Here is a 26695-nt window from a genome sequence, read left to right on the forward strand (position 1 = left end):
CCCGCCTGGAGGAGGGACTGACGTGGAGAGGGTGGACTACGCTAAGATCAGCCCCTCCCCCGGCCCCTCTCGCAAGCGGCAGGGCAACGGGTGCGGTATCGTTCGTAGAAAGCGCCCGGCCCCGCTCAGGCGGCGGCAGCGCGCGCCGCTCGGCCCGCCGCACGCGATCGAGCGACCAGTGGGGCAGGAAGAGCGCAGCGACCCGTTGCATCGCAGGCCTCCACCAAGAGTTGGAATGATTCCCCCCCACGTTGCCGCGCCAGCGACACGTCCCAGCGCGGCCGACCGACCCCCTCCACCGGCAGCGGCGCCGAGGGCGCGCAGCCGATCCGCCAGCGCGTCACCGCCGCGGACGGCGCCCCCAGCGGATCGCTCCCCTCACGGGCATGGCGCTTGAGCAGCAGCGCGATCGTGCGCCCCCCCTCGGCCACCAGCTGCAGCCGCCGGGTCGCCGGCATGGCGAGCCGCTTCACCTCGCCGATCACCGCGCCGAGGCCGCGATGGCGCAGCCCCTCCTCCATGATCGCGAGCAGTTCGTCGTCGTCGCGCGCCTCGGCATAGATCACCCGCTTGGGATCGAGGCCCACCTGCGCCAGGCCGGGGGCGAACAGGTCGCGCCGGCGCACCACCCACAGCACCGGCCCCCAGCAGCGCGCGGCGATTCCGCCGAGGAAGGTGGTGGCGGCGCAATCGTCGGTCAGGTCGGGCGTCGCGCCCGAAATCTCGTGCAGCGCATCGAGCCGCAGCCCGCCGTCCGCCAGCCGCGAATCGAGCCGCTCCAGCCCGAACGGCAGCACCGGGCGCCGGCGGAATCCGGTGCCGTCGATGGCGCTGAGCATTGCGCGCAACTGGTCGAGAGTGGCAGGATCGGGCACGGCGACTCGCTCGGGGGTTGATGACAGGTCCGACTCGTTCGTTCCTATTTTGTTCCAATCCAGACAGGAGTCAATCGGGCTCGGTGTCCCAAATTTTTAGGCCAGCCCTGCTGCCCCATCTCGACAGACGCGTTGAAATTTTATAACAGCCTTGCGCAATTCGAGTTCGTGCGTTGTCCGTGGCGACACGGCCGTATTTGATGGAGAGACCATGACGGTGGACGCCCCGCGCGCCAACCTGCCGCCGCTATCGCTGCATGTCCCCGAGCCGCGCTTTCGCCCCGGCGACGAGGCCGATTTCAGCGATCTCGTCGTGCCCCCCGCCGGCGCCGCACGCCGCCCGGACACCGCCGAGCCGGCCGACCGCTTCCACGAACTCGCTTATGGCCTGGTCCGCGTCCTCGACGATGCCGGCAACGCCGTCGGCCCCTGGGATCCGCGGCTCGACGCCGAGGCCAAGCGCCGCATGCTGCGCAGCATGGCGCTCACCCGCGCGTTCGACGAGCGCATGTTCCGCGCCCAGCGCCAGGGCAAGACCAGCTTCTACATGAAGTCGACCGGCGAGGAGGCGGTGTCGGTTTCCGCCGCGCTGGCGATGGCCGGCGACGACATGTGCTTCCCCAGCTATCGCCAGCAGGGCATCCTGATCACGCGCGGCTATCCGCTGGTCGAGATGATGAACCAGATCTACTCGAACCGCGGCGATCCGCTGCAGGGCCGGCAGCTGCCGATCATGTATTCGTCGAAGGAGACCGGCTTCTTCTCGATCTCCGGCAACCTCGCCACGCAATATCCGCAGGCGGTGGGCTGGGCGATGGCGAGCGCGGCGCGCGGCGACACCCGCATCGCCGCCACCTGGTGCGGCGAGGGCTCGACCGCGGAGGGCGACTTCCACTCGGCGCTGACCTTCGCCACCGTCTATCGCGCGCCGGTGATCTTCAACGTCGTCAACAACCAGTGGGCGATCTCGAGCTTCTCCGGCTTTGCGGGCGCCGAGGCGACCACCTTCGCGGCGCGCGCGATCGGCTATGGCATCGCCGGGCTGCGCGTCGACGGCAACGATGCGCTGGCGGTCTATGCGGCTACCGAATGGGCGGCCGAGCGCGCGCGGACCAACCAGGGCCCGACGCTGATCGAGCATTTCACCTACCGCGCCGAGGGCCACTCCACCTCGGACGATCCCAGCGCCTATCGCTCGGCCGGCGAACCCAATGCCTGGCCGCTCGGAGATCCGATCCGGCGGCTGAAGGATCACCTGATCGGCCTCGGCGAATGGGACGAGGAGCGCCACGCGGCGATGGACCTCGAACTCGCCGAGACGGTGAAGCGCGCGCAGAAGGAGGCCGAGAAGAACGGCATCCTCGGCCACGGCATGCACCAGCCGTTCGAAACCATGTTCGAGGGCGTGTTCGAGGAGATGCCCTGGCATTTGAAGGAACAGAGCGACCAGATGATCGCCGAGCGCAAGGCGGCGGGCATATGAGCGCCCCCCGGATGAACATGATCCAGGCGATCAACTCCGCCATGGACGTGATGATGGAGCGCGACGACCAGGTCGTCGTGATGGGCGAGGATGTCGGCTATTTCGGCGGCGTGTTCCGCGCGACCGCCGGGCTCCAGGCCAAATATGGCAAGACCCGCGCCTTCGACACGCCGATCACCGAGATCGGCATCATCGGCGTGGCGATCGGCATGGGCGCCTATGGCCTGCGCCCCGTGCCCGAGATCCAGTTCGCCGATTATATCTACCCGGCGCTCGACCAGCTCGTGTCCGAAGCAGCGCGGCTACGCTATCGCTCGAACGGCGATTTCACCGCGCCGATCACGGTACGCTCGCCCTATGGCGGCGGCATCTTCGGCGGGCAGACGCACAGCCAGTCGCCCGAAGGCATCTTCACCCACGTGTCCGGCATCAAGACGGTGATCCCGTCGACGCCCTATGACGCCAAGGGCCTGCTGATCGCCGCGATCGAGGACAACGATCCCGTCCTCTTCCTCGAGCCCAAGCGCATCTATAACGGCCCGTTCGACGGCCACTACGATCGCCCGGCCAAGAACTGGACCGCGCATCCGGCGAGCGAAGTGCCCGAGGGGCATTACCGCGTCGAACTCGGCAAGGCAGCGACCGTCCGCGCCGGCGAGGCGGTGACGATCCTCTGTTACGGCACGATGGTGCACGTGGTCGCCGCGACGATCGAGGAGCTGGGCGTCGACGCCGAGATCCTCGACCTGCGGACGTTGGTGCCGCTCGACATCGACGCGATCGAAGCCTCGGTCAAGAAGACCGGCCGCTGCATGATCGTCCACGAGGCGACGCGCACTTCCGGCTTCGGCGCCGAGCTTTCGGCGCTGGTGCAGGAACGCTGCTTCTACCATCTCGAAGCGCCGATCGCTCGCGTCACCGGCTTCGACACACCTTACCCCCACAGCCTCGAATGGGCCTATTTCCCGGGTCCCGTGCGGATCCGCGAGGCGCTCAACAACCTCCTCAAGGACTGACGCCCATGGCTCGTTTTACCTTTCGTCTGCCGGACATCGGCGAAGGCATTGCCGAGGCCGAGATCGTCGCCTGGCACGTGAAGATCGGCGACCGCGTCGAGGAGGACCAGCAGGTCGCCGACATGATGACCGACAAGGCCACGGTGGAGATGGAATCGCCCGTCTCCGGCGTGGTGGTCGAGCTCGCCGGCGAAGTGGGCGATCAGGTGCCGATCGGTTCGGCGCTGATGGTGATCGAGGTCGAGGGTGAGGCTGCGGCCGAGGCGGAGACGCCGGTCGAGGAGCAGCTCGAGGCTGAGACTCCGGGTGTTGAGGAAGTGACGGAAGAAAAGCCCCTCCCCTTCAGGGGAGGGGTTGGGGTGGGGGACTCTCCACCAGCACCGTCGCCCGTGGAAGCCATGCCCCACACCCCGCCCCTCTCCCCTGAAGGGGAGAGGGAGAAGGTACAGATCCTCGCCTCCCCCGCCGTCCGCGCCCGCGCCGCCGACCTCGGCATCGACCTCGCGCAGGTGAAGCCCGCCGAGAGCGACCGCGTCCGCCACGCCGATCTCGACGCCTTCCTCCGCTATGGCAGCGCGCAGGGCTATCACGCGCCGCACGCCAGCCGCGCCCGCGAGGACCAGCCGGTGAAGGTGATCGGCATGCGCCGCCGCATCGCCGAGAACATGGCCGCGTCGAAGCGCGCCATCCCCCACTTCACCTATGTCGACGAGATCGACGTCACAGCGCTGGAAGCGATGCGCGCCGACCTCAACGACAATCGCGGCCAGCGCCCCAAACTGACCCTGCTGCCGTTGCTGATCGTCGCCTTGTGCCGCACGCTGCCCGACTTCCCGATGCTCAACGCCCGCTATGACGACGAGGCCGGCGTGGTTACCCGCCATGGCCGCGTCCATCTCGGCATGGCGACGCAGACCGATGCCGGCCTGATGGTGCCGGTGATCCGCGATGCGCAGGACAGCAATGTCTGGCAGCTGGCGAGCGAGATCACCCGCCTCGCCGAGGCTGCGCGCACCGGCAAGGCGACGTCGCAGGAGCTGAGCGGCTCCACCCTCACCGTCACTTCGCTTGGGCCCCTTGGCGGCATCGCGACGACGCCGGTGATCAACCGGCCGGAAGTGGCGATCATCGGCCCGAACAAGATCGTCGAGCGCCCGGTGTTCAAGTCGAATGGAATGGGGGGCGACGACATCGTCCGCGCCAAGCTGATGAACCTCTCGATCAGCTGCGACCACCGCGTCGTCGACGGCTGGGATGCGGCGAGCTTCGTCCAGGCGGTGAAGAAGCTGCTGGAGACGCCGGTCCTGCTGTTCGCCGACTGAGCATGGCGCATGTCCTGCTCCGCTACACCCTGGCGCCCGACTATCTCGCGCGCCGGGGAACGCTTCGGGAAGCGCATCTCGCGTTCGCCTGGGCCGCAGCGGATGCGGGCACGCTGCTGCTGGGTGGCGCGGTGGGTGATCCTCCGGAAAGCGCGCTGCTGCTGTTCGGCGATGCCGAGGCTGCGCGCGCCTTCGCAGAACAGGATCCTTATGTGACGGAGGGCGTCGTCACGCACTGGGAGGTGGTGCCCTGGACCACCGTGGTGGGGGCGGACGCGGCGATACCGATCCGCCCTGCCTGACTGCTCCGCTTGTTGCGTTGCACCGCAACACGGCGCAACAGGGCGACATGTCCAACGTTCAGGGCGCCGATCGCGCCGGTCTTTCCCTCGGCATTGCCGCCTACAGCCTGTGGGGCGTGCTGCCGCTCTATCTGCACCTGCTACAGGCGGTGCCCGCACTCCAGGTGCTGTCGCATCGCGTGCTATGGTCGCTGCTGCTGCTCGCCGTGATCGTCGTGGTGCTGCGCCGCGTGCGGAGCATCGCCGCCGCAGCCCGGGGACGGACCTTGCTCTTCCTCGTCGGCAGCGCGGCGCTGATCGCGATCAACTGGCTGGTCTATATCTGGTCGGTTCAGAACAACCATGTCCTCGACGCGAGCCTCGGCTATTTCATCAACCCGCTGGTCAATGTCGCGCTGGGCATGCTGGTGCTCGGCGAGCGGCTGCGGCGCTGGCAGGGCATCGCGATCGGGCTGGCGGCGCTCGGCGTACTGTTGCTGACGCTCCACGGTGGCGGTGCCTTGTGGATCCCGCTCGCGCTGGCGCTCAGCTTCGGCGGCTATGGCCTGCTCCGCAAGGTAGCTGCGATCGACGCGCTGGGCGGGCTGACGGTGGAGACATTGCTGCTGGGTCCACCTGCCTTGGCGGTGCTGCTTTGGGCGCAGCATAGCGGGACTGCGGCGTTCGGTGCCTCGACGCGGATCGACCTGCTGCTGATCGCGGCGGGCGTCGTCACGGCCACGCCGCTGCTGCTGTTTGCCGCCGCCGCCAAAAGGCTGCCCTACGCGACGATGGGGCTGCTCCAATATATAGCGCCGACGCTGCAGTTCCTGGAGGCTGTGCTGATCTTCGGCGAGCCGGTGCTGCCGGTGCACCTTGCGACATTCGCGCTGATCTGGTCGGGCTGCGCGCTCTACGCCTGGGACAGCCTGCGGGCATACCGGTCCACAACCCGCACATAGCGTATCCTCCCTCGGGCGCAGCCGGGGGGGGGTAGCCGCCGCCGCAGGCGGGGGTGGAGCGGACACCCCTCGCATACAAAAAGGACGCCGCAGTTTGCGGCGCCCCCTCCACCACGCCGCTGGCGTGGCGCGGTCCCCCGCCCCCGGCTGCGCCGAGGGAGAAGACGCTGGTATCAAGCCTCGCGGCGGCCGAGCAGACGCAGGCGCAGCGCGTTGAGCTTGATGAAGCCCGCCGCGTCGCGCTGGTCGTACGCGCCCTGGTCGTCCTCGAACGTCACCACCTTCTCGCTGTAGAGCGTGTAGGGCGACTTGCGGCCGGTGACGATCACGCTGCCCTTGTACAGCTTCAGCCGCACGGTGCCGGTGACCTTCTCCTGGCTGTAATCGACCGCGGCCTGCAGCATCTCGCGCTCGGGCGAGAACCAGAAGCCGTTGTAGATCAGCTCGGCATAGCGCGGGGCCAGTTCGTCCTTGAGGTGCGCGGCACCGCGATCGAGCGTGATCTGCTCGATGCCGCGATGGGCGAGGTGATAGATGGTGCCGCCCGGCGTCTCGTACATGCCGCGCGACTTCATGCCCACGAAGCGGTTCTCGACCAGATCGAGCCGGCCGATGCCGTGCTTGCGGCCGAGCTCGTTGAGCGCGGTCAGCAGGGTGGCGGGCGACATCGCCTGGCCGTTGAGCGCCACGCCGTCGCCGCGCTCGAAGTCGATCGTGATCGTCTCGGGCGTGTCGGGCGCGTCCTCGGGGTTCACCGTGCGCGAATAGACATAGTCGGGCACTTCCTCCCACGGATCCTCGAGCACCTTGCCCTCGGACGAGGTGTGGAGAAGGTTCGCGTCGGTCGAGAAGGGCGACTCGCCGCGCTTGTCCTTGGTCACCGGGATCTGGTGCGATTCGGCGAACTCGATCAGCTTGGTGCGGCTGGTCAGGTCCCATTCGCGCCACGGCGCGATCACCTTGATGTCCGGGTTCAGCGCATAATAGCCGAGCTCAAAGCGGACCTGGTCGTTGCCCTTGCCGGTGGCGCCGTGGCTCACCGCATCGGCGCCGACCAGCTTGGCGATCTCGATCTGGCGCTTGGCGATCAGCGGCCGCGCGATCGAGGTGCCGAGCAGGTACAGCCCCTCGTAGAGCGCGTTGGCGCGCATCATCGGAAACACATAGTCCTTCACGAACTCCTCGCGCACGTCCTCGATGAAGATGTGCTCGGGCTTCACGCCGGCCATCTCGGCCTTCTTGCGCGCGGGCTCCAGCTCCTCGCCCTGGCCGAGATCGGCGGTGAAGGTCACGACCTCGCAGTGATAGGTCTGCTGCAGCCATTTCAGGATCACGCTCGTGTCCAGGCCGCCCGAATAGGCGAGGACGACGCGATTGATCTTATCCGACATGGGGCAGCGACTCCGGGGAAAAAGGGAAAGGGAAACGCGGGGCCTCTAGGGTTCCCGCGCCCTCCACGCAATATCCGCCTTGTCGCACGCCCCCGATCAGTCCTGGCGCAGCGTCGCCTCGGCCTCGGCCATATAATCGCGAGTCAGCGGCAGCGCGGTCCGCGAGCGCGAGAATTGCAGCTGATAATTGACCAGGCCGCCATTCATGAAGCTCACATAGGATCCCGCCAGATAATAAGTCCACATGCGGTAGAAGCGCTCGTCGTACAGCGCCACGATCGCATCGTGCGCGGCGACGGTGCGGTCGTACCAGGCCTTCAGCGTGTGGCCGTAATGCATGCGCAGCACCTCCACGTCGGTGAGGAAGTAGCGCAGCCCCTCGAATCCCTCGCAGATCTCGGACAGCGCCGGGATATAGCCGCCGGGGAAGATGTACTTGAGCGTGAAGGCGTCGGTATAGCCTGGACCGCCGGCGCGGCCGATCGTGTGGAGCAGCATCACGCCTTCGGGCGTCATCAGCTCGCGGCACTTGGCGAAGAAGGTGCGGTATTGCGGCGTGCCGACATGCTCGAACATGCCGACCGAGACGATGCGATCGAACTGGCCGGTAAGCGCACGATAGTCGATCAGCTCGAACTTCACCTTGTCCGCCACGCCCGCGGCCTCGGCGCGCTCGCGGGCGATCTTCAGCTGCTCTTCGGAAAGCGTGATGCCCAGCACCTCGGCGCCGGTCTTGGCGTGGATGTAGAGCGCCATGCCGCCCCAGCCACAGCCGATGTCCAGCACGCGCATGCCGGGCCGGATCGCCAGCTTGGCGACGATATGCGCCTTCTTGTCGGCCTGGGCCTGTTCCAGGCTGTTGGCGGGATCGGTGTAATAGGCGCAGCTATACTGGCGATCGGCATCGAGGAAGAGATCGTAGAGCCGCGCGGAAAGATCGTAATGGTGCGCGACGTTCTGCTTCGACTTGCGCGCCATGTTGCGACGACCGAGCCAGTGCGCCACCTTGCCGGTCGCCAGGCTCAGCGCCGAGGGGTTGAGCACCGCGTCGCCCTTTTCCCAGGCATTGTTGGCGGTGACGAGGTTGAGCAGGTCGAGAATGTCGCCATGCTCAAGGTTCAGGCTGCCGTCCATATAGGTCTCGGCGGCGCCGAGCGCGGGGTCGCGGACGATGCGGCCCTCGGCCCCCTTCGCCAGCCGCATCGTTACCGGCTTGAGCGTGGGATCGGGGCTGCCGAAGCTGCGGGAACTGCCATCGGGTCGGATCAGGGTGAGCTCGCCGCGCTTGACGGCGCGGTCGAGGAAGCGATCAATAAGAGCCATGGCGATCCAGTATGCGACGATTGTTTCGGGGAAACCCGTACTGCGTTTCAGCGGGCCGCAAAACAACCTATCTCGGCGTAGGTTTGCGGGATCGGCTCAGATCCCCGCATACCATTGGTACCCGCTCATATCCTCCCAGGTCCCGCCCTTCCCCTTGCCGATCCCGGTCAGTGAGGCGACCGCCTCGATCCCGACTAGATATTTGGCCTGCTTGTAGCCGAGCTGCCGCTCCACCCGCAGCCGCAGCGGCGCCCCGTGGCCGACATCGAGCAGATGGTCGTTGAGCGCCCAGGCGAGGATGGTCTGGGGGTGGAAGGCGTCGATCAGGTCGATCGATTCATAATAGCCGCCATCGCCATAGCGGTCTGCGCAGTGGAAGACGATATAGCGCGCCCGCGAACTGATCCCGGCCGCGTTGAGGATCGTGGAAAGCTGCGGTCCCTGCCATTTGCCGATCGCGCTCCAGCCTTCGACGCAATCATGCCGGGTGATCTGCGCGCGCTGGGGCATGTGCTGGAGCTGGTCCAGCGTAAGCTGCATCGGTCGCGCGACCATGCCGCCCACCTTCAGCCGCCAGTCGACAAAGCGGGTCCCGGCCCAGATGTTATATTCCGGCGTGTTCGGGTTATGCGTGCCGTTCACCCGGAAGATCGGGCTGCGCTGCTCGGGCCGGAATTCGGTGGCGAGCGAACCGCGACCGATCGAGCGCTGCAGGAAACGATGCGCGTCCTCCGCGCTGGCAAGCACCGGGCTGTCGGTAAACTGGTCGCAGCCGGTCAGCAGGCCGGCAGCCCCTCCGATCAGCAGATTGCGGCGCGTGAGGATCATGGCTGTTTCTCCGCGGGGACGCGCCACCAGCCCGTGATCATCGACCGCAGTTCGTTGATCGGGCCCGCCAGCAGCACCAGCGTCAGGTGCACCAGGAGGAAGAGAAGAAGCGCGCCCATGGCGATGAAATGGACCGAACGTGCCGACTGCCGCCCGCCGAACAGCGCGGTAAGCCATGGCCATGCCGCGTCCATCCCCGGCGACAAGGCGAGCCCGGACAGGATCACCGCCGGCAGCAGCACGAACAGCGTACCGACATAGGCGAGCTTCTGGAAGATGTTGTACGCGCGGGGATCCTTGGGATCATGGAAGCGCAGCGCGAGGTGATCGCGAAAATCCTTCCAAAGATGCCCCGGCCCTAGTTCGCGCGCGCGGATGCGCAGGTCCCGCAGGATATGGCCGTTCGCCAGGCTCCACAGCAGGTAGACCAGCAGCCCGAACGCCAGCACCAGCGCGAAGAAGAAGTGCCAGTGTCGCGCGCCCGCCAGGCTGTAATAGGACGGGATCGTCACCCAGCCGGGGAAGCGCGGCAGCTCCAGCCAGGCATGGTCGAAATTCGCGCCATATTGCCCCCAATAGAGCCGGGGATGGGCGTTGAAGATCATCAACCCGCTGCCGACCATGATCAGCAGCGCGATCGCGTTGATCCAGTGCCATAGCCGGGTAATTAGCCGATGGCGGTAGATCAGGCGGGGCCTGTCCGGTGGACCTTCGGGCATCTGCGCTTCCTTCGCTGTACGGGCCGAGTGTAGGAGATTCGGATGAAAGGCGGAATCGGTTTCACGCCCGCCACGAAATTCCGGAGTCCCCATGTCCCCCGACTTCCACTTCTACGAGCCCGCGGCCGGGCATGGCTTGGCGCATGACCCGCTGAATGCCATTGTCGGTCCGCGTCCGATCGGGTGGGTCAGCACGGTTTCCGCTAGCGGCGTACGCAACCTCGCACCGTACAGCTTTTTCAACCTGTTCAACTACCGGCCGCCGATCCTCGGCTTCGCCTCCACCGCGTGGAAGGACAGCGTGGCCAACATCGCCGAGACCAGGGAGTTCGTCTGGAACCTCGCGACGCGTCCGCTAGCGGAGATCATGAACGCGACGTCGGCGCCGGTCGACGCGGAGGTGGACGAATTCACCCATGCCGGCATCGATACCCTCCCCTCGCGCACCGTCCGCCCCGATCGCGTCGCCGCCAGCCCCGCCCAGTTCGAATGCCGGCTGACCCAGCTGATCCGGCTGGAAAACAAGGACGGCGGACAGGTCGACACCTGGCTGGTGCTCGGGGAAGCCACCGGCATCCACATCGATCGCGCGATGCTGGAGGACGGCGTCTATCAGACCGCCCGCGCCCGCCCGATCCTGCGTGGCGGCGGCCCGGCCGATTATTTCGAGATCGGCGAGGAGTCGCTGTTCAGGATGTTCCGTCCGCGCTGACGCCCGGCTCGGGCAGTATCGGCGGGGTGGAATCCGGATAGGTGAGCCACGTCTTCCACAGCCACTGCGTGCGGGCCTGGGTAAGATCGATACGGCAGTTGAGCGCCATCGCTCCCCGGATCGTGCCGCCCTGCCAATGCACGTACACCGCGTCGCATTCGCCCTTGCGCCAGGCGAGCCACCGTCCCTGCGCCTCGTCGAACGCCTTGCCGACCGTGACGCCGTCGCCCAGCGCCCGTTTGCGAGCGGCAACGAGATAGCGGTTCATCTCCAGCTCGGCGGCATTGCTGGCGCGCGCAAGGCACGTTTCCATCTCCACCGTGGTCTTCATCTCGACACAGCGGGGGGTGGGGGCGGCAAGCGCGAGGGCGAACAGGAGCAGCGTCATGGCTGCATCCTATCTGCGAACGGGGCCCGCGCTCAACCGAGCGCGGCGAACTTCTCTTCGGCCTCGCGGTCGAGCTGCGCCCGGCTCTTCTTCTCCGACGCGGTCTTGAGCTGGCCGCACGCCGCATCGATGTCGCGCCCGCGCGGCGTGCGCACCGGCGCCGAGATGCCGCCCTCGAACACGATGTTCGAGAAGGAGCGGATCCGCTCCGGCGTCGAGCATTCATACGGCGCGCCCGGCCAGGGGTTGAACGGGATCAGGTTCACCTTGGCGGGCAGCTTGTACTTGCGCAGCAGGCGGACGAGCTCGTGCGCATCCGCATCGCTGTCGTTCTTGTCCTTGAGCATCACATATTCGAACGTGATGCGGCGCGCGTTGTTGGCGCCCGGATAGTCGGCACAGGCCTGGAGCAGCTCCTCGATCCCGTACTTCTTGTTGAGCGGCACGATCTCGTCGCGCACGTCCTTGGTGACGGCGTGGAGCGACACCGCCAGGTTCACGCCGATCTCCTCGCCGGCGCGCGCCATGATCGGCACCACGCCCGAAGTGGAGAGCGTGATGCGGCGCTTGGAGAGCGCGAGGCCGTCGCCGTCCATCACGATCTGCAGGCCGGCCTTCACCTCGTCGAAGTTATAGAGGGGCTCGCCCATGCCCATCATCACGATGTTGGTGAGCAGGCGCCCTTCGGGCTGGCTCGGCCATTCGCCGAGCGAATCGCGCGCGAGCATCACCTGGCCGACGATCTCGCCGGCGGTAAGGTTGCGCACCAGCCGCATCGTGCCGGTGTGGCAGAAGCGGCAGTTGAGCGTGCAGCCCACCTGGCTGGAAACGCAGAGTGTGCCCCGATCAGCGTCGGGGATGAACACCATCTCGTAATCCTGCCCGTCGGGCGAGCGGAGCAGCCACTTGCGGGTGCCGTCGTTCGAGACCTGCGCCTCGACCACGTCCGGGCGGCCGATCACGAAGCGCTCGGCCAGCCACGGGTGCTGCGCCTTGGCGATGTCGGTCATCGCCGAGAAGTCGGTGGCGCCGCGATTATAGATCCAGTGCCAGAGCTGCTTGGCCCGCAGCTTGGCCTGCTTGGGCTCGAGCCCGGCAGCCGCCAGCGCCTCGCGGATGCCGTCGCGGGAGAGACCGATCAGGTCGGTACGACCGTCTTCGCGCGCGGCGAGCGCACGCGGCACGGGCACGGGATCGATGTGCCCGGGGATGGGCATGGGGGCGGCCGACACTGTCTGCATCCACCGCATATAGGCGAAAATGCCCGGCGTTTCCAGCGGTGTGATTCCACTGGCAACCGGGTCCGCGGGGGTCATGCCGTCCCGCCATGGCCACAACCTATCGTGAATCGGGTGTGCAGCGGAAAACCCAAACCCCACTGTTACGTTACAGGGGTGCAAAAGAGTTTCATTGTTGCGAGGAGTTGATGATGAAAATGATGTTTTCGAGCCTGGCGATTGCCGGCACGCTGATGGCGTCGACCGCCTTCGCCCAGACCACGACCCCGGCCCAGACCACCCCGGCCGACGCTGCTCCGGCCCAGACGACCCCGGCGACGCCGGATCAGGGCACCACGGGCGCAGGCACCGCGGCGGCAACGACCTCTGCGTCGAGCTTCACCGATACCGAAGTGAAGCAATATGCCATGGCGGCACTGGCAGTGAACAAGATCAATGCCGACACCACGATCCCGACGGCGGAGAAGAACACCAAGTTCGTCGCGGCGATCACGGCGTCGGGTCTCCAGCCGCAGCGCTTCAACGAGATCAGCCAGGCGATGGCGTCGGATACCGCGCTCAACCAGCGCATCCAGGCGGCAGCGGCCCAGGCGCAGACCAGCGGCCAGTCGGCCCAGGCGAGCACCCCGGCCACCCCGACCGGCGGCAACTGAACAGATAGCTCCCTCAGCGGCGGCGGTCCCACCCGGACCGCCGCCGTTTTTGTGTGCGCGACTGTCATGGTTCCGGAACGAAAGCCCGCCAAAGGCACCCGCTTGGGTTCGCTTCGCAAAGGGACAGGACGGGAATGCGCAAAGGGATGATGGTCGCCGCGGCGGCGCTGCTGATGGCAATGGCACCGGGCGGGACGACGCCGGACGCCGACAAGAGCCTCGACACACTGCGCCTCGACCAGGTGCGGGTGCTCGGCTCGCACAACAGCTACCGCCCCTATCCGCTGCCCGAGGTGGAAGCGCGCATCCGCAAGCTGCTCCCGAGCAACTGGGAGGGGCTTGCCTATGGCCACCCGCCGCTGGAGAGCCAGCTTGCGCTCGGGCTGCGCCAGCTCGAAATCGATGTCGCGCCCGATCCCCAGGGCGGCGCCTATGCCGCCCCCTATGCCGATGGCCCCGAGGAGATCAGGGCGGAGATGGCCGCCCCCGGCGCCAAGACCATCCACATTCCCGGCATCGACTGGCAGACGCATTGCCGCACCTTCCGCGGCTGCATGGCGCTGTTCCGTCGCTGGTCGGATGCGCATCCGGGCCATTTGCCGGTGATGATCCTAGTCAATGCCAGCGACGTACGCCCGATCCCCGGCGTGCGCACGACCGATATTGGTTTTGATGCCGCCACGCTCGACGCGCTCGACGCGGACATCGCCGCGACGATCGGCCGCGAGCGGGTGATCGCACCCGACGATGTCCGCGGCTCCCTCCCCACGTTGCGTGACGCGGTGACGGCGCATCGCTGGCCCACCGTCGGCGCCTCGCGCGGCAAATTCCTGTTCGTGCTCGATACCTCAGACGCCAACGAGGAACAGTACCGGACCGGCCATGCAAGCCTGAAGGGCCGGATGATGTTCGGCTGGTATCCGGAGGACGCGCCCGAAGCGTCGTTCTTCAACACCCAGAGCCCGACCGCGGACCCCGCCACGATCACTCGCCGGGTCAAGGCCGGCTTCATGGTCCGCACCCGCGCCGATGCCGAGACGCTGGAAGCGCGCAATCATGACCGTCGTCGGCTAGACGCCGCGATCGCCTCGGGCGCGCAGCTGATCAGCACCGATTTTTATGAAGGCGCGCCGGATCCGCGCGGGCTGAACTGGGCCGTGTCGCTCGGCAAGAGCACGGTGATCTGCAACAGCGTGACGACGACCTGTCCGACGCGCTGAGGAGTCAGCGGCGGCCCACCTCCGGGCCGCCGCTGAACCGCACGTCGCGACGCGGAGCGGGCACGGTGATGCCGTGCTCGCCGAACAGCTTCCACAGCCGGTTGAGCACGTCGCTGCGCACATTGCCGACGCCGCTCTCCGGATCGCTGATCCACACCAGGATCTCGTGTGCCGCGCCGTTCTCGCCCAGCGCGGTGAGCCACACATTGGGCTGCGGCGTGTCGAGCACGCGCGGGCTTTCGGTCGCCGCGCGCAGCATCAGGTCCTGCGCCAGCTCCAGATTGCAGCCATAGGCAACGGTGACCGCGATCCGCACCCGCACGTTGCGATCGGTGTAGGACCAGTTCTCGACTTCCTGGGTCATCAGATTCTCGTTCGGAATCAAATGCTCCTTGCCGTCGCGGGTGATCACCGAGACGGCGCGCACGCCGATCTTGTTCACCCAGCCGAAGCTGTCCCCCACCACGATCACGTCGCCGGGCTTGATCGAGCGATCCATCAGCAGGATGATCCCGGCGATCAGATTGCCGACCGTCTTCTGCATGCCGAAGCCGATCGCCAGGCCGAACGCGCCCGAGAACACCGCGAAGGTCGTCAGGTCGATGCCCAACAGGTCGATGCCGACGAAAAAGGCGGCCGTGACGATGGCGATGCTCGCCAGCTTCTGGCCGAGCAGCTGCTGCGTGGGATCGAGCCCCTTGGCCCGCCCGATCCACTGCGCGAGCAGCCGGTTCGCCACCCGCACCAGCGCATAGATGATCGTGACGGTGATGAGGAAGGTGAGCAGCGACAAGAGCGACAGCCGCCGCGTGCCGATGTCAAAGCCGATCCGCGCCAGCAGCGCCTCGATCACGCCGAGCCCGCCCATCGTCTTGCTGAGCAGCGAGGTGAATGCGATCGCGCCCATCGGCCAGGTGGCGAGCCGCGGCAGGCCCAGTCCGCGCAGCACCTCCACCACCGCCAGCGCCATCGCCAGCCCGAGTGCGACGCCGAGCAGCAGCGTCGCCGGCGGATGCCAAGCATAGCCGCCCGGTACCGGCGAGAGCAGCAGCGCGACGGTCAGATAGCGGGTGATCCGGCAGAGCCGGGCCTGGATGCCGTTGATATGCTCGCCGGCGATTCGGTGCCATAGCCCGGCGATCTGCGCGCCGAGGCGCCGGCCGACCAGCACGCCGATCGCCGCTGCCAATGCGGCGAGGCCCAGTGCCACCGCCAGCTCGCCCAGCTCCGCCGGCGAGGGCATGCGCATCCCTATGCCGGCGACGCGGTCGAGCAGCTCACGGATCATCCGCGCGCGGCGGCGAAGCGGGCGAGTCCCGCGTCGAGATCGGCAATCAGGTCGTCGGTGTCTTCCAGCCCGACATAGAGCCGGATCATCGGGCCCTCGGCCTCCCAGCGCGACGCGGTGCGGATACGCTGTGGATCGGCGGGAATGGCGAGACTTTCATAACCGCCCCAGCTGAAGCCGATGCCGAAATGCCGAAGCCCGTCGATCAGCGCGGTGCGCGCGGCATCGTCGCCACCGTTCAGTACGAAGGAGAACAGCCCGGCGCACCCGCGGAAATCGCGCTGGAACATGTCATGGCCCGGGCAGTCTGGCAGCGCCGGGTGCAGTACTCGCGCCACTTCCGGCCGGGTCTTCAGCCACTGCGCGACCTTGAGCCCACTCATGCCCGACTGGCGCAACCGCACCTCCATCGTGCGCAGGCCGCGCGCGGCGAGATAGGCATCGTCCGGGCTGGCGCACAGGCCGAGCTGGTAGGTGGTCGCCCGCAACACTTCATAGTGTCCGGGTGCGGCGGTGACCGACCCCAGCATCACGTCCGAATGGCCGACGACATATTTGGAGCAGGACAGGATCGTATAGTCGATGCCCTTCTCCATCGCCGGGAAGAGCAGCGGCCCCGCCCAGGTATTGTCGAGCAGCGTCACGATCCCGCGCGCCTTGGCGACCGCGACGATCGCAGGCACGTCCTGCACCTCGAAGGTGAGGCTGCCGGGGCTTTCGAGCAGGATCGCCTTGGTCCGCTCTGTGCACAGCCCGGCGATGCCCTCGCCGATCAGCGGATCATAATAAGTCGCGGTGATGCCCAGCCGCCTGAGCATGCCGTTACCGAAGGCCCGCGTCGGTTCGTAGCTGCTGTCGGGCAGCAACACCTCGTCCCCGGGCGACAGCACCGCCAGCAGCACCGTGGTGATCGCCGCTACGCCCGAAGAATAGAGCAAGGTTGCCTGCGCGCCCGGCTCCAGCTCGGTCAGCGCATCGGCGAGCGACCATTGGGTCGGCGTGCCGCGACGGCCGTAATAGAGCTTGTGATGCGTGTCGGCGCTCCCGCGCTCGCGCATCTCAGCAATGTTATCGTAGAGGATCGTGGAGGCGCGCCACACCGGCGGGTTGACGATGCCTTGCGCCCATTCGGGGCGGCGGCCGGCATGGACGACCTTGGTCGCATCCTTGTCTTCCTGCCCGCTCATGCGCCGACTACCTTTGCCGTGTCCGGTTGCGCCCCCCATTCGGTCCAGCTGCCGTCGTACAGCGCGATCTCTTGGCCGAGCAGATGCGCGGCGAAGACGATCACCGAGGCGGTGATGCCCGAGCCGCAGGTGGCGACCAGCGGTTGGCCGAGGTCGAGCCCGGCGGCATCGAACACCGCCTGGATGCCCTCCGGCGACTTCCAATGCCCGTCGCTTTCGAAGAAACGGCCATAGGGAATGTTCTTGGCGCCCGGCATGTGCCCTGCCGCACATTCGGGGCGCGGATCGGCCTCTTCACCGGTAAACCGAGCCGACGAGCGTGCGTCGACGATCTGTTCGGTGGTGGTGCGCATGTCATCCAGCGTGCGCACCTTTGCGGCGGCTTCCCCGGCGGTGAACACCGTTGCCGCAGCGACGTGCGCGCCCGTCTGCACCGACCGCTCCTCGGCGCGCCAATGGCCCATGTTCCCGTCAAGAATCTCGGCACGCACGCCGAACATCCGCAGCACCCACCAGGCGCGGCACGCGGTGTGGTGCGGACTGTTATCGTAAAGGACGATACGGGTGGTTCCCATCACCCCCAGCTGCGCCATACGTTCCTCGAAGACGCTGCGCCTCGGCAGCATCGAAGGTAGCGGGTTCTCGGCATCGACCAGGGTGTCGAGGTCGAGCAACCGCGCGCCCGGAATGTGCCCCGCCTCGAATTCCGCGCGCGGGTCCTGCTTGGCCGCGCCGGGAATGGTGGAGGTGTAGGTTGCGTCGAGGACCAGCAGGTCGGGGGCGCCGAGCATGCCGGCCAGCGCTTCGGTGGTGATCAATCCGTCCATGCGGGTAGGTCCTAGCCCTATGGAAACCGCACGGCAAACGCCTACATGGCGGCGATGGACGCCAAGCATCTCGGAAAGCAATCCGCTCTGCCCGCCACGCCGGAGGAAGCGGAACTCGACTATGTACCCAATCCGCGTGCGGGTACGCGCTATCTGGTGCGCTTCGCCGCGCCCGAATTCACCTCGCTCTGCCCGATTACCGGCGCGCCCGATTTCGCGCATCTCGTGATCGATTACGTGCCGGGTGAGAAGATCGTCGAATCCAAGTCCCTCAAGCTCTTTCTCGGCAGCTTCCGCAACCACGGCGCCTTCCATGAGGATTGCACCGTCGGCATCGGCGAGCGACTGTTCCGCGAGATGCAGCCCCTCTGGCTGCGAATCGGTGGCTATTGGTATCCGCGTGGCGGTATCCCGATCGACGTGTTCTGGCAGTCGGGAAAGCCGCCCGAGGACGTTTGGATCCCCGATCAGGGCGTTCCCGGATACCGTGGCCGCGGCTGAACGGCAGATTTACAGCACGGTTCATCAGGTGTAGAGTTGTGCGTTGCAGCGAAACTGCAACTTATTCGAAAAACGGGAGTTTAACAGGACATAAGGCCCAGATTTGGGCCGAGTCCATCATGCAGTAGCGAAAGGTCCGCCATGGCACGGTCTCCTATGGGTCCAAGGATCCGGCATCTTGCCCTGATCGGCAACTTCCTGCCGCGCAAGTGCGGCATCGCCACTTTTACTACCGACACCTACACCGCGCTCACGGAGCGCTATCCCGAGATTCAGGTCGATGTCTATGCCATGGACGACCTGCCCGGGCATTATGCCTATCCGCCGCAGGTAACGGCCGCGATCGCCGAAAACGATCGTGGCGCCTATCTCGAAGCGGCGCGCAAGATCGAGGCGAGTGGCGCGGAAGCGCTGTGGATCCAGCACGAATATGGCATTTTCGGCGGTGCCGCCGGCGAAATGCTCCTCGCGCTCACCGATCGCATTTCGATCCCCGTCATCGTGACGCTGCACACGGTTCTGGAACGTCCGAGCGCCGACGAACGCCGCGTGATGGAAGCGTTGATCCGCCGCGCGTCGACGCTGATCGTCATGGCCGAAAAGGGTCGTGAGATCCTGAAGCGGGTCCATGGCGTCGAGGACAGCAAGATCGTCAACATTCCGCACGGCGTGCCGGACCGGCCCTATTCCGATACGGCGCCGTTCAAGGCGAAGTTCGGCTGGGAAGGCCGCGACGTCGTCCTCACCTTCGGCCTGCTCGCGCCCAACAAGGGTATCGAGACGATGATCGAGGCAATGTCCGCGGTCGTTGCCGAGCATCCCGACGCGCTCTACGTGCTGCTCGGTGCCACGCACCCCAACCTCGTGGCGCATGAAGGCGAAATTTATCGCGAGCGGTTGCAGGCACAGGTGCAGGCGGCGGGACTTGGCCGCAATGTCCAGTTCGTGAACCGCTTCGTGGAGCAGAGCGACCTGCTCGATTATCTACAAGCCGCCGACCTTTACGTGACGCCGTATCTCAATCCGGCGCAGATCACCTCCGGCACGCTTTCCTACGCGGTCAGCATGGGCAAGCCGGTCGTATCGACGCCCTATATTCACGCCACCGAGATCCTGGCCGACGACCACGGTGTTATCGTCGACTTCGGTGACAGCACGGCCTTCGCGCGGGAGATCAATCGCCTGCTCGGCGACAAGGGGGTCCGCAAGACGCTCGCCGATCGCGCCTATGCGCGCGGTCGTACCATGTTGTGGGCGCGGCTGGCCGAGCGCGCAGTCGGGGAGATCGACATGATTCTGGACGAGAAGCCGGAGCGGCTCAGCCGCCCTTCTAACGAGCTTTCGCCGCTGAACCCGGTACTCACCGCCGTCGAGCGGATGAGCGACGCCACGGGCATGCTCCAGCATTCGATCTATTCGGTACCGGATCGCCGCCACGGCTATTGCATCGACGACAACGCCCGCGCGCTGATCCTGATGAGCAAGATCGACGATGTCGACGAGGCCGTTCGCGATCGCTGGACCGCAATCTATGGCGGCTTCGTTCAGCATGCCTGGAACGCGGACAAGCGCAAGTTCCGCAACTTCATGAACTTCGACCGCAGCTGGTGCGAAGACGAAGGGTCGGAAGATTCGAACGGCCGAGCGATCTGGGCGCTGGGCGTCACCGCCCGCGACGCGCGCGCGCAGAAGCATCGCGACTGGGCCTCGGTGCTGTTCGACGAAACCGCGTCGATCGCGTTTGATCTAGGCAGCCCCCGCGCGCATGCCTTTGCGATGCTCGGCGCCGCCGCGATGACCGAGGCGCATCCGGGCCATGCGCTATCGCGCGAGATCCTGACCCGTTTTGGCAATGAGCTGATCACGTTGCTGGAGACCGCGCGCCGGCCCGAATGGAGCTGGTTCGAAATCGTGCTGGCCTATGATAATGCTCGCCTGCCCGAGGCGCTGCTCCGCGCCGGCAAGGTGCTTTGTCGCCGCGATTTCATCGACACCGGCCTGGAAACCCTTGCCTGGATCGTAGAGCGCCAGACGTCGCCGGAAGGCCGTTTCCGCGCCGTCGGGACGGAAAGCTTCGGCCGCGCCTATGCGGACCCGCTGCCGTTCGACCAGCAGCCGCTGGAAGCGCAGGCGACGATCGATGCGTGCATCGCCGCACATGACGTTACCGGCGACCAGCGCTGGGCCGGCGAAGCCATGCGTGCGTATCGCTGGTATCTCGGTGCGAACGACCTCGACACGCCGCTCGCCAGCGTCGCCGATGGCGGCTGCTTCGACGGGCTGATGCCTACCGGACTTAACCGCAATCAAGGTGCCGAGTCGATTCTCGCGCTCCAACTGGCGAATTGCGCGATCTCGGCTCTTTCAAAGCGCAATAAAAGCGTGGCAGGACCGGAACTCGCCGTCGCCTGAAGCGATACCGGGGGACGGCGCCGTAACGAGCGCGTTCCCCGGGGGTTGCCAATGCCGGAACTGTTTCACCATCCCTTGCGGCTTCGTGCCGATCCGTCGCGCGTTGTCGTGCGACCCTTCCACATTGCCTGGGCCTCGACCAATGGTGGCGCGCCCAGCCGGACCGAGCGGATCGTCAGCGAGGTACTCGCACTGTCGCCCAGCCAGGCGCGTGCCGAACTTGAGCTCGTCCTGAAGGATTTCGAGGCACGACACTGGCAGACCCGCCGCGTGTTCATGACTCGCTATGATGAGATCGAGGCGATGCTCGGGCTGGACGGTGCGGCGATCGGCGACGAGAAGCGCCAGTTGCTCGGCGCCTATTTCTGTCACGAATACAGCTATGCCGCCGCGGCGCTGATGAATCCCAGCGCGGTGCCGCATTACGATCAGACCGGCATGCCCCCGGGCAGCATGCGCATTCTCATGTCGCTGCGCGCGGTGGGCGAAGGTCACATTTCGTCGGTTGCCTTTCGCGAGGGCATCATCACCGATGGCAACGAGCTGGTGCTGGCGCCCGAGCCTCCCTTCGCCACCGCCGCCGACGCCCGCGAGCCCGACGAGCGCCGGATGGAAGGTCCGGTCCGCATCTACCGCCACCGCGATTCGACGCTATCCGGGACGGTGATCTTCCCGATCACCCGCGCCCAGTCGAACGGGCTGGAGGATCTGCGGATCTGCCACTTCACCCATGACGACGGCACCGTCGAGTGGATCGGCACCTATACCGCCTATAACGGGTCCGGCATTCAATCGGAGCTGATGCGCACCCATGACTGGCGCGGCATCGACCTCGTGCCGATGACCGGCAGTGCCGCGCGCAACAAGGGCATGGCCCTGTTCCCCCGCAAGGTGGGCGGCAGATACATGATGCTCGGCCGGCAGGACGGCGAGAATATCTTCCTCCACACGTCGGATGACATCACCCATTGGGAAGGCGGCGACCTGATCATCAAGCCGCAATTCCCCTGGGAGCTGGTGCAGATGGGCAATTGCGGCCCGCCGATCGAGACCGACCAGGGCTGGCTGGTACTCACCCACGGCGTCGGTGCGATGCGGAAATATTCGATCGGCGCAGCACTGCTCGACAAGGACGATCCCTCGAAGGTGCTGGCCCGATCGCGGGCACCGCTCCTCGCCGCCGCCGATCAGGACCGCGAGGGCTATGTGCCCAACGTCGTCTACACCTGCGGCGCCATCCGCCACGGCGACAGCCTGTTCATCCCGTACGGAGTCGCGGACAGCTCAGTGGCGTTTGCGTTCGCCCCGATCCAGGCGCTGATCGACCAGATGGAGTAAGGCGGATAGAGGCGGTCGCCTGGGAAAACCGTGGCGACCGCATGCCGTCAAAGCGCGGCCGGTACACCGTCGCGGAGTTCGTGGCTGCACAGCTGCGCCTGGGGCGTATCTTCCGGCTCCAGCGCCGCGACGGTTACCCAGCCCTGGGCACGCAAGGCCGCCCCCGTCGCGGAATCCGTCCCGAACGGCAGGAACAGCCGGCGACGCGCGTCACCGCCCATGCCTGCGTCGAGGATCGGGTCCGCATAGAGCGAAAAGCCGACCGCGGGCTCCTCGCGGCCGCCGTCGTGCACCACCGTATAGGTGCCGCCACGACCGATCTCACCGCGCACCCCGCGCGCAAAGATCGAGAAGCCGAGCCAGGTCTGGTATTCGAAACCGTGGCGCTCGGTGGGGTCGAGCGTCAGCGCAACGCCCGCCGGGATGCTCGCAGCGATGGCCGCAAGCCCGTCGATGCGGCTCGCCAGCGCGGTACCGGCATCGGTCGCGCGCAGCTTGGCCATTGCGCCGTCGAACGGGCCGGCGGCCTCGATCAGCGGCAGATACTGGGGATCGATGGCCGCCACGCCGCCCGCGTCCTTGGCATCGAGCCGCTCACGCAGCGCGGTCAGCGTCTCCGGCGGCAGCGTGCCGCCAGCCAGCGTGTCGACCAGATCGGGCAGCGTGAAGTCGATCGCCAGTCCCTCGACACCCGCCGATTGCAGGGCCTCAATGGCAACCCGCACGACCTCCATCGCGGCGCCCACGCTATCCCGCCCGATCAGCTCGCAGCCGATCTGGCGCATCGCCCGGCGTGGATCGAGCGCGGGTGCCTTGAGCTTGAGCACCTGTCCCGCATAGCAAAGCCGCACAGGCCGCGGATGGTGGCCCATACGCGTCGCGGCGATACGGCCGACCTGCGCGGTCAGGTCCGGTCGGATGGCGAGGCTGCGCTGCGATACCGGGTCGACGAAGCGCACCGCGTTATGCACCGCGCCCGTCTTGAGCCGCGTCGCCAGTTCGTCAGCGAATTCGGCGAGTGGGGGATCCACCTGTTCGTAGCCATACAGACGCGCGAGCCCCAGCACGCGCGTCTCGAGGCGGGCCGCCGCATCCGCAGCAGGCGGCAATCGATCGTGAAACCCTTCGGGGAGGAGACCAGTCATGGGCGCCTCCCCTAATGGCTTCAGAAGCCGAGCGCCATGGCGGTCTTCACGCCCGGCAGCGCGCGGACCTTGGCGAGCAGCGCCTCGTCCACCGCCTCGTCGACCGAGAGCAGCAGGATCGCCTCGCCGCCGGCCGAGCGACGGCCGAGGTGGAAGGTGCCGATGTTGACGCCCGCCTCGCCCAGCGTGGTGCCGAGGCGGCCGATGAAGCCCGGCGCGTCCTCGTTGACGATGTAGAGCATGTGCCCGGCGAGATCGGCCTCGACCTTGATGCCGAACAGTTCGACCAGCCGCGGCGCGGCGTTGCCGAACAGCGTCCCGGCTACCGAGCGATCGCCCGCCTGGGTGCCGACAGTCACGCGCACCAGCGTGTGATAATCGCCCTCGCGGTCATGGCGCACTTCGCGCACGTCGAGCCCACGCTCCTTGGCGAGGAACGGCGCGTTGACCATGTTCACCGTGTCCGAATGGACGCGCATCAGCCCCGCCAGCACCGCGCTGGTGATCGGCTTCTGGTTGAGCTCGGCTGCCGCGCCCTCGACTTCGATGGCGATGCTGGTCAGCTCGCCATGCGCGAGCTGGCCGACCAGGCCGCCCAGCTTCTCGGCCAGCGCCATATAGGGCTTGAGCCGCGGCGCTTCCTCGGCCGAGAGGCTCGGCACGTTGAGCGCGTTGGTGACGCCGCCGGTCACCAGATAGTCGGCGAGCTGCTCGGCGACCTGGATCGCGACGTTGACCTGCGCCTCGGTGGTCGAGGCGCCGAGGTGCGGGGTCGCGACGAAGTTGGGCGTGCCGAACAGCGGGTGTTCCTTGGCAGGCTCCTGCACGAACACGTCGAGCGCCGCGCCGCCGATATGACCCGAATCGAGGCCATCCTTCAGCGCCGCCTCGTCGATCAGGCCGCCGCGCGCGCAGTTGATGATCCGCACGCCCTTCTTGGTCTTGGCGAGATTCTCGCGGCTCAGGATGTTGCGGGTCTGGTCGGTCAGCGGCGTGTGCAGCGTGATGAAGTCGGCCCGCAGCAGCAGGTCGTCGAGCGTCATCTTCTCGACGCCCATTTCCAGCGCGCGCTCGGGCGTGAGGAAGGGATCATAGGCGATCACGCGCATGCGGAGACCAATGGCACGGTCGGCGACGATCGAGCCGATGTTGCCTGCGCCGATCAGGCCCAGCGTCTTGCCGGTCAGCTCGACGCCCATGAAGCGGTTCTTCTCCCACTTGCCGGCCTGGGTCGAGACGTCGGCCTCGGGCAGCTGGCGGGCGAGCGCGAACATCAGCGCGATGGCATGCTCCGCCGTCGTGATCGAGTTGCCGAACGGCGTGTTCATCACCACCACGCCCTTGGCCGAGGCGGCAGGAATATCGACATTATCGACGCCGATGCCGGCGCGACCGATCACCTTCAGATTGGTCGCGTGCTCGAGAATGTCCTTGGTGACCTTGGTCGAGCTGCGGATCGCGAGGCCGTCATAGTTGCCTATGATCGCCTTGAGTTCTTCGGGCGTCTTGCCGGTGATCTCGTCCACCTCGACGCCACGCTCGCGGAAGATCTGCGCGGCCTTGGGGTCCATCTTGTCGGAAATCAGTACCTTGGGCATGAATATGCTCCTGTGCACGTCGGTGCTCCTGCGAAAGCAGGAGCCCAGAGTTTCTTGGGAAATCGCGTGTGGGCCTGGGCTCCTGCTTTCGCAGGAGCACGGCCGGATCAGCCCGCCTTGGCGGTGGCGTATGCCCAATCGAGCCAGGGGCCGAGCGCCTCGATATCGGCGGTGTCGACGGTCGCGCCGCACCATATGCGCAGGCCCGCCGGGGCATCGCGATACCCGGCCACGTCATAGGCCGCGCCTTCCTTTTCGAGCAGGCCGGCGAACTTCTTGATGAAGTCTGCATCGGCGCCCTCGACGGTGAGACACACGCTGGTGCGCGAGCGGATTGCCGAATCCTCGGCGAGGTGGCCGAGCCAGTCGCGCTCCGCGACAATCTTGTCGAGGGCGGCGGCATTGGCGTCCGAACGGGCGATCAGCCCATCCGCACCACCAAGGCCCTTGCCCCATTCAAGTGCGAAGATCACGTCCTCGACGGCCAGCATCGACGGCGTGTTGATCGTTTCGCCCTTGAACACGCCCTCGGCGAGCTTGCCCTTGGAGACCAGGCGGAAAACCTTGGGCAGCGGCCAGGCGGGGGTATAGGTTTCGAGACGCTCGACCGCGCGCGGACCCAGGATCAGCACGCCGTGCGCGCCTTCGCCGCCCAGCACCTTCTGCCAGGAGAAGGTGCAGACGTCGATCTTGTCCCAAGGCAAATCATAAGCATAAACCGCCGAGGTCGCGTCGGCGAAGCTCAGGCCTTCGCGATCGTCGGCAATCCAGTCGCCATTCGGCACGCGCACACCCGACGTGGTGCCGTTCCAGGTGAACAGCACATCGTTCGACCAGTCGACCGCGTTCAGGTCGGGCAGCTGCCCATAATCGGCACGCAGGACAGTCGGGTCCAGCTTGAGCTGCTTGACCGCATCGGTGACCCAACCCTCACCGAAGCTTTCCCAGGCGAGCGTGGTGACCGGGCGGGCGCCCAGCAACGTCCACATCGCCATTTCGAACGCACCGGTATCCGAACCGGGGACGATGCCGATGCGATGCGTGTCCGGCAGCCGAAGTAGCTCGCGCATCAGGTCGATCGAGTATTGAAGACGGGTCTTGCCCAGCTTCGAGCGGTGCGAGCGGCCGAGCGACTCGGTGGCGAGCTTCTCGGGCGACCAGCCCGGCGGCTTGGCGCAGGGACCAGAAGAGAAATAGGGACGCGCCGGTTTGGTGGCGGGCTTCGCAGGCGCAAGCGTGGCGTCGGCGGCAGTCAAATCAGTCATGTAGACTCTCCTCACAGAGAGCACGCGCGGCGTTGGGACCGCGTGGCCCGTCGACGGCCCTAACGGCGGCGGCACAAAAGTCAATTCAGCACATCGTTGCGATGGAACAATGTTGCCGGTCGGTGCCTTTGCTGCGCAGCTTTGCAGGACATCCGGGAGAAACGAAATGCAGAAGATACTGGCGGCTGGGCTGGCCGCGATGCTCCTGACGGCGCCCGCCGTCGCCCAACAGCAGAGGGAGAGCGTAGGCGACGGCGCCCAGGCGCCGCTGCGCGACCTGCGGATCAACGAAAAAAAGATTCCGGACGTGCTGCTGCTTGCCGCCTCCGCACCCTATTCGTCGCAGGGAACCAAGAGTTGCACGCAGATCCGCGCAAGCATCGCCGACCTCAACGCCGTGCTTGGCACCGACGCCGACGCGCCCGAAGCCAAGGGCGGCAATGGCGGCGCGATCGCCGCGGCGGGAAGCCGCGCGATCGTCGGGACGCTGATTCCCGGCTTCGGACTGGTGCGCATGGTCACCGGCGCCGACAAGCAGGAGAAGCGGGTGACCGCAGCGCTCTATGGCGGCACCATCCGCCGCGCGTATCTCAAGGGCCTCGGCGTCTCCAAGGGTTGCAAGCCGCCGGCGGCGCCGACTGCCGCCGCCCGCGCCGCCGTGCCGGCGCTGCCCGCAGACGACAAGGACGACAAGAAGAAGGATTGACGGAGGGCTTTAAGCTC

General features: G+C 66.7%; 25 protein-coding genes. 12 read left to right on the plus strand and 13 right to left on the minus strand.

From position 1 onward, the window contains the following. Positions 1–125: 125 nt before the first annotated feature. A complete protein-coding gene (locus tag A7X12_RS05055) occupies positions 126–839 on the minus strand; it encodes an ImuA family protein (protein ID WP_064310537.1) in 714 nt (237 codons plus the stop codon). 247 nt (positions 840–1086) lie between these two features. Here A7X12_RS05055 and A7X12_RS05060 point away from each other — a divergent pair, with 247 nt between their 5' ends. The 5 genes from A7X12_RS05060 to rarD are packed head-to-tail and all read left to right on the plus strand — an operon-like array spanning position 1087 to position 5939. Next, positions 1087–2358, plus strand: coding sequence for a 3-methyl-2-oxobutanoate dehydrogenase (2-methylpropanoyl-transferring) subunit alpha (locus tag A7X12_RS05060; protein ID WP_064310538.1), 1272 nt, complete (start codon positions 1087–1089; stop codon positions 2356–2358). Positions 2359–2369: 11 nt separating this feature from the next. Next, positions 2370–3374 carry an alpha-ketoacid dehydrogenase subunit beta gene (locus tag A7X12_RS05065; RefSeq protein ID WP_064310539.1) on the plus strand — a complete coding sequence of 335 codons (1005 nt, stop codon included), beginning with the start codon at positions 2370–2372 and terminating at the stop codon, positions 3372–3374. Positions 3375–3379: 5 nt separating this feature from the next. Beyond that, complete coding sequence (locus A7X12_RS05070; protein ID WP_064310540.1) at positions 3380–4696, plus strand: dihydrolipoamide acetyltransferase family protein; 1317 nt, start codon at positions 3380–3382, stop codon at positions 4694–4696. 2 nt (positions 4697–4698) lie between these two features. Further along, the gene (locus A7X12_RS05075) at positions 4699–4998 is read left to right on the plus strand and encodes a YciI-like protein (RefSeq protein WP_064310541.1); all 300 of its coding nucleotides are present in this window, start codon (positions 4699–4701) and stop codon (positions 4996–4998) included. Positions 4999–5045: 47 nt separating this feature from the next. Further along, positions 5046–5939 (plus strand): EamA family transporter RarD, encoded by an 894-nt coding sequence (gene rarD, locus A7X12_RS05080; protein WP_064310687.1) that lies wholly within the window; start codon positions 5046–5048, stop codon positions 5937–5939. Between the two features lie 173 nt (positions 5940–6112). Here the strand turns inward: rarD and A7X12_RS05085 are convergent, their stop codons facing one another. From A7X12_RS05085 to A7X12_RS05100, 4 genes are all read right to left on the minus strand, one after another. Continuing rightward, a complete protein-coding gene (locus A7X12_RS05085) occupies positions 6113–7330 on the minus strand; it encodes an argininosuccinate synthase (protein WP_064310542.1) in 1218 nt (405 codons plus the stop codon). Between the two features lie 96 nt (positions 7331–7426). Continuing rightward, a complete protein-coding gene (locus tag A7X12_RS05090) occupies positions 7427–8653 on the minus strand; it encodes an SAM-dependent methyltransferase (RefSeq protein ID WP_064310543.1) in 1227 nt (408 codons plus the stop codon). Between the two features lie 96 nt (positions 8654–8749). Beyond that, positions 8750–9481, minus strand: coding sequence for a molybdopterin-dependent oxidoreductase (locus tag A7X12_RS05095; RefSeq protein ID WP_064310544.1), 732 nt, complete (start codon positions 9479–9481; stop codon positions 8750–8752). After that, entirely contained in the window at positions 9478–10200 is a 723-nt protein-coding gene (locus A7X12_RS05100; RefSeq protein ID WP_064310545.1) for a cytochrome b/b6 domain-containing protein, read from the minus strand. The genes A7X12_RS05095 and A7X12_RS05100 overlap by 4 nt, the downstream gene beginning before the upstream one ends. A gap of 91 nt (positions 10201–10291) precedes the next feature. Between A7X12_RS05100 and A7X12_RS05105 the strand changes: the two genes are divergently transcribed. Next, positions 10292–10912 carry a flavin reductase family protein gene (locus A7X12_RS05105; protein ID WP_064310546.1) on the plus strand — a complete coding sequence of 207 codons (621 nt, stop codon included), beginning with the start codon at positions 10292–10294 and terminating at the stop codon, positions 10910–10912. On the opposite strand, the gene A7X12_RS05110 is transcribed toward A7X12_RS05105, so the two are convergent. After that, positions 10890–11300, minus strand: coding sequence for a lysozyme inhibitor LprI family protein (locus tag A7X12_RS05110; protein WP_064310547.1), 411 nt, complete (start codon positions 11298–11300; stop codon positions 10890–10892). The genes A7X12_RS05105 and A7X12_RS05110 overlap by 23 nt on opposite strands. Positions 11301–11332: 32 nt before the next feature. Beyond that, a complete protein-coding gene (gene rlmN, locus A7X12_RS05115) occupies positions 11333–12541 on the minus strand; it encodes a 23S rRNA (adenine(2503)-C(2))-methyltransferase RlmN (RefSeq protein WP_064310688.1) in 1209 nt (402 codons plus the stop codon). A gap of 194 nt (positions 12542–12735) precedes the next feature. On the opposite strand from rlmN, the gene A7X12_RS05120 reads away from it, so the two are divergent. Next, a complete protein-coding gene (locus A7X12_RS05120; RefSeq protein WP_064310689.1) occupies positions 12736–13191 on the plus strand; it encodes a DUF4168 domain-containing protein in 456 nt (151 codons plus the stop codon). Positions 13192–13325: 134 nt separating this feature from the next. Beyond that, positions 13326–14411 (plus strand): Ca2+-dependent phosphoinositide-specific phospholipase C, encoded by a 1086-nt coding sequence (locus tag A7X12_RS05125; protein ID WP_064310548.1) that lies wholly within the window; start codon positions 13326–13328, stop codon positions 14409–14411. A 4-nt stretch (positions 14412–14415) separates the two neighbouring features. Here A7X12_RS05125 and A7X12_RS05130 read toward each other — a convergent pair whose 3' ends face one another. Genes A7X12_RS05130 through A7X12_RS05140 form a run of 3 tightly spaced genes read right to left on the minus strand, consistent with a single transcriptional unit; the run spans position 14416 to position 17713 of the window. Then, positions 14416–15699, minus strand: coding sequence for a mechanosensitive ion channel family protein (locus A7X12_RS05130; RefSeq protein WP_064310549.1), 1284 nt, complete (start codon positions 15697–15699; stop codon positions 14416–14418). Then, positions 15696–16886: a cystathionine beta-lyase gene (gene metC, locus A7X12_RS05135; RefSeq protein ID WP_064310550.1), complete on the minus strand. Its 1191-nt coding sequence runs from the start codon at positions 16884–16886 to the stop codon at positions 15696–15698. The genes A7X12_RS05130 and metC overlap by 4 nt, the downstream gene beginning before the upstream one ends. Next, a complete protein-coding gene (locus tag A7X12_RS05140) occupies positions 16883–17713 on the minus strand; it encodes a sulfurtransferase (protein WP_064310551.1) in 831 nt (276 codons plus the stop codon). The genes metC and A7X12_RS05140 overlap by 4 nt, the downstream gene beginning before the upstream one ends. A gap of 54 nt (positions 17714–17767) precedes the next feature. Here A7X12_RS05140 and queF point away from each other — a divergent pair, with 54 nt between their 5' ends. The 3 genes from queF to A7X12_RS05155 all read left to right on the plus strand — a co-directional run bounded on the left by queF (position 17768) and on the right by A7X12_RS05155 (position 21964). Next, entirely contained in the window at positions 17768–18214 is a 447-nt protein-coding gene (gene queF, locus A7X12_RS05145) for a preQ(1) synthase (protein ID WP_064310690.1), read from the plus strand. Positions 18215–18355: 141 nt separating this feature from the next. Further along, positions 18356–20626: a glycosyltransferase family 4 protein gene (locus A7X12_RS05150; RefSeq protein WP_064310552.1), complete on the plus strand. Its 2271-nt coding sequence runs from the start codon at positions 18356–18358 to the stop codon at positions 20624–20626. Positions 20627–20677: 51 nt separating this feature from the next. Further along, positions 20678–21964: a glycoside hydrolase family 130 protein gene (locus A7X12_RS05155; RefSeq protein WP_064310553.1), complete on the plus strand. Its 1287-nt coding sequence runs from the start codon at positions 20678–20680 to the stop codon at positions 21962–21964. A 47-nt stretch (positions 21965–22011) separates the two neighbouring features. On the opposite strand, the gene A7X12_RS05160 is transcribed toward A7X12_RS05155, so the two are convergent. The 3 genes from A7X12_RS05160 to A7X12_RS05170 form a co-directional block, all read right to left on the minus strand. Then, positions 22012–23109 carry an ATP phosphoribosyltransferase regulatory subunit gene (locus tag A7X12_RS05160; RefSeq protein ID WP_064310554.1) on the minus strand — a complete coding sequence of 366 codons (1098 nt, stop codon included), beginning with the start codon at positions 23107–23109 and terminating at the stop codon, positions 22012–22014. A 20-nt stretch (positions 23110–23129) separates the two neighbouring features. Continuing rightward, positions 23130–24707: a phosphoglycerate dehydrogenase gene (gene serA / locus A7X12_RS05165; RefSeq protein WP_064310555.1), complete on the minus strand. Its 1578-nt coding sequence runs from the start codon at positions 24705–24707 to the stop codon at positions 23130–23132. Positions 24708–24814: 107 nt separating this feature from the next. After that, entirely contained in the window at positions 24815–25972 is a 1158-nt protein-coding gene (locus A7X12_RS05170; RefSeq protein ID WP_064310556.1) for a phosphoserine transaminase, read from the minus strand. A gap of 166 nt (positions 25973–26138) precedes the next feature. On the opposite strand from A7X12_RS05170, the gene A7X12_RS05175 reads away from it, so the two are divergent. Further along, positions 26139–26678, plus strand: a complete 540-nt coding sequence (locus A7X12_RS05175) for a hypothetical protein (protein ID WP_064310557.1) — start codon at positions 26139–26141, stop codon at positions 26676–26678. The last annotated feature ends 17 nt before the right edge of the window (positions 26679–26695 follow it).

The sequence above is a fragment of the Sphingomonas sp. TDK1 genome (assembly GCF_001650735.1).
In the GTDB taxonomy this organism is placed as follows: domain Bacteria; phylum Pseudomonadota; class Alphaproteobacteria; order Sphingomonadales; family Sphingomonadaceae; genus Sphingomonas.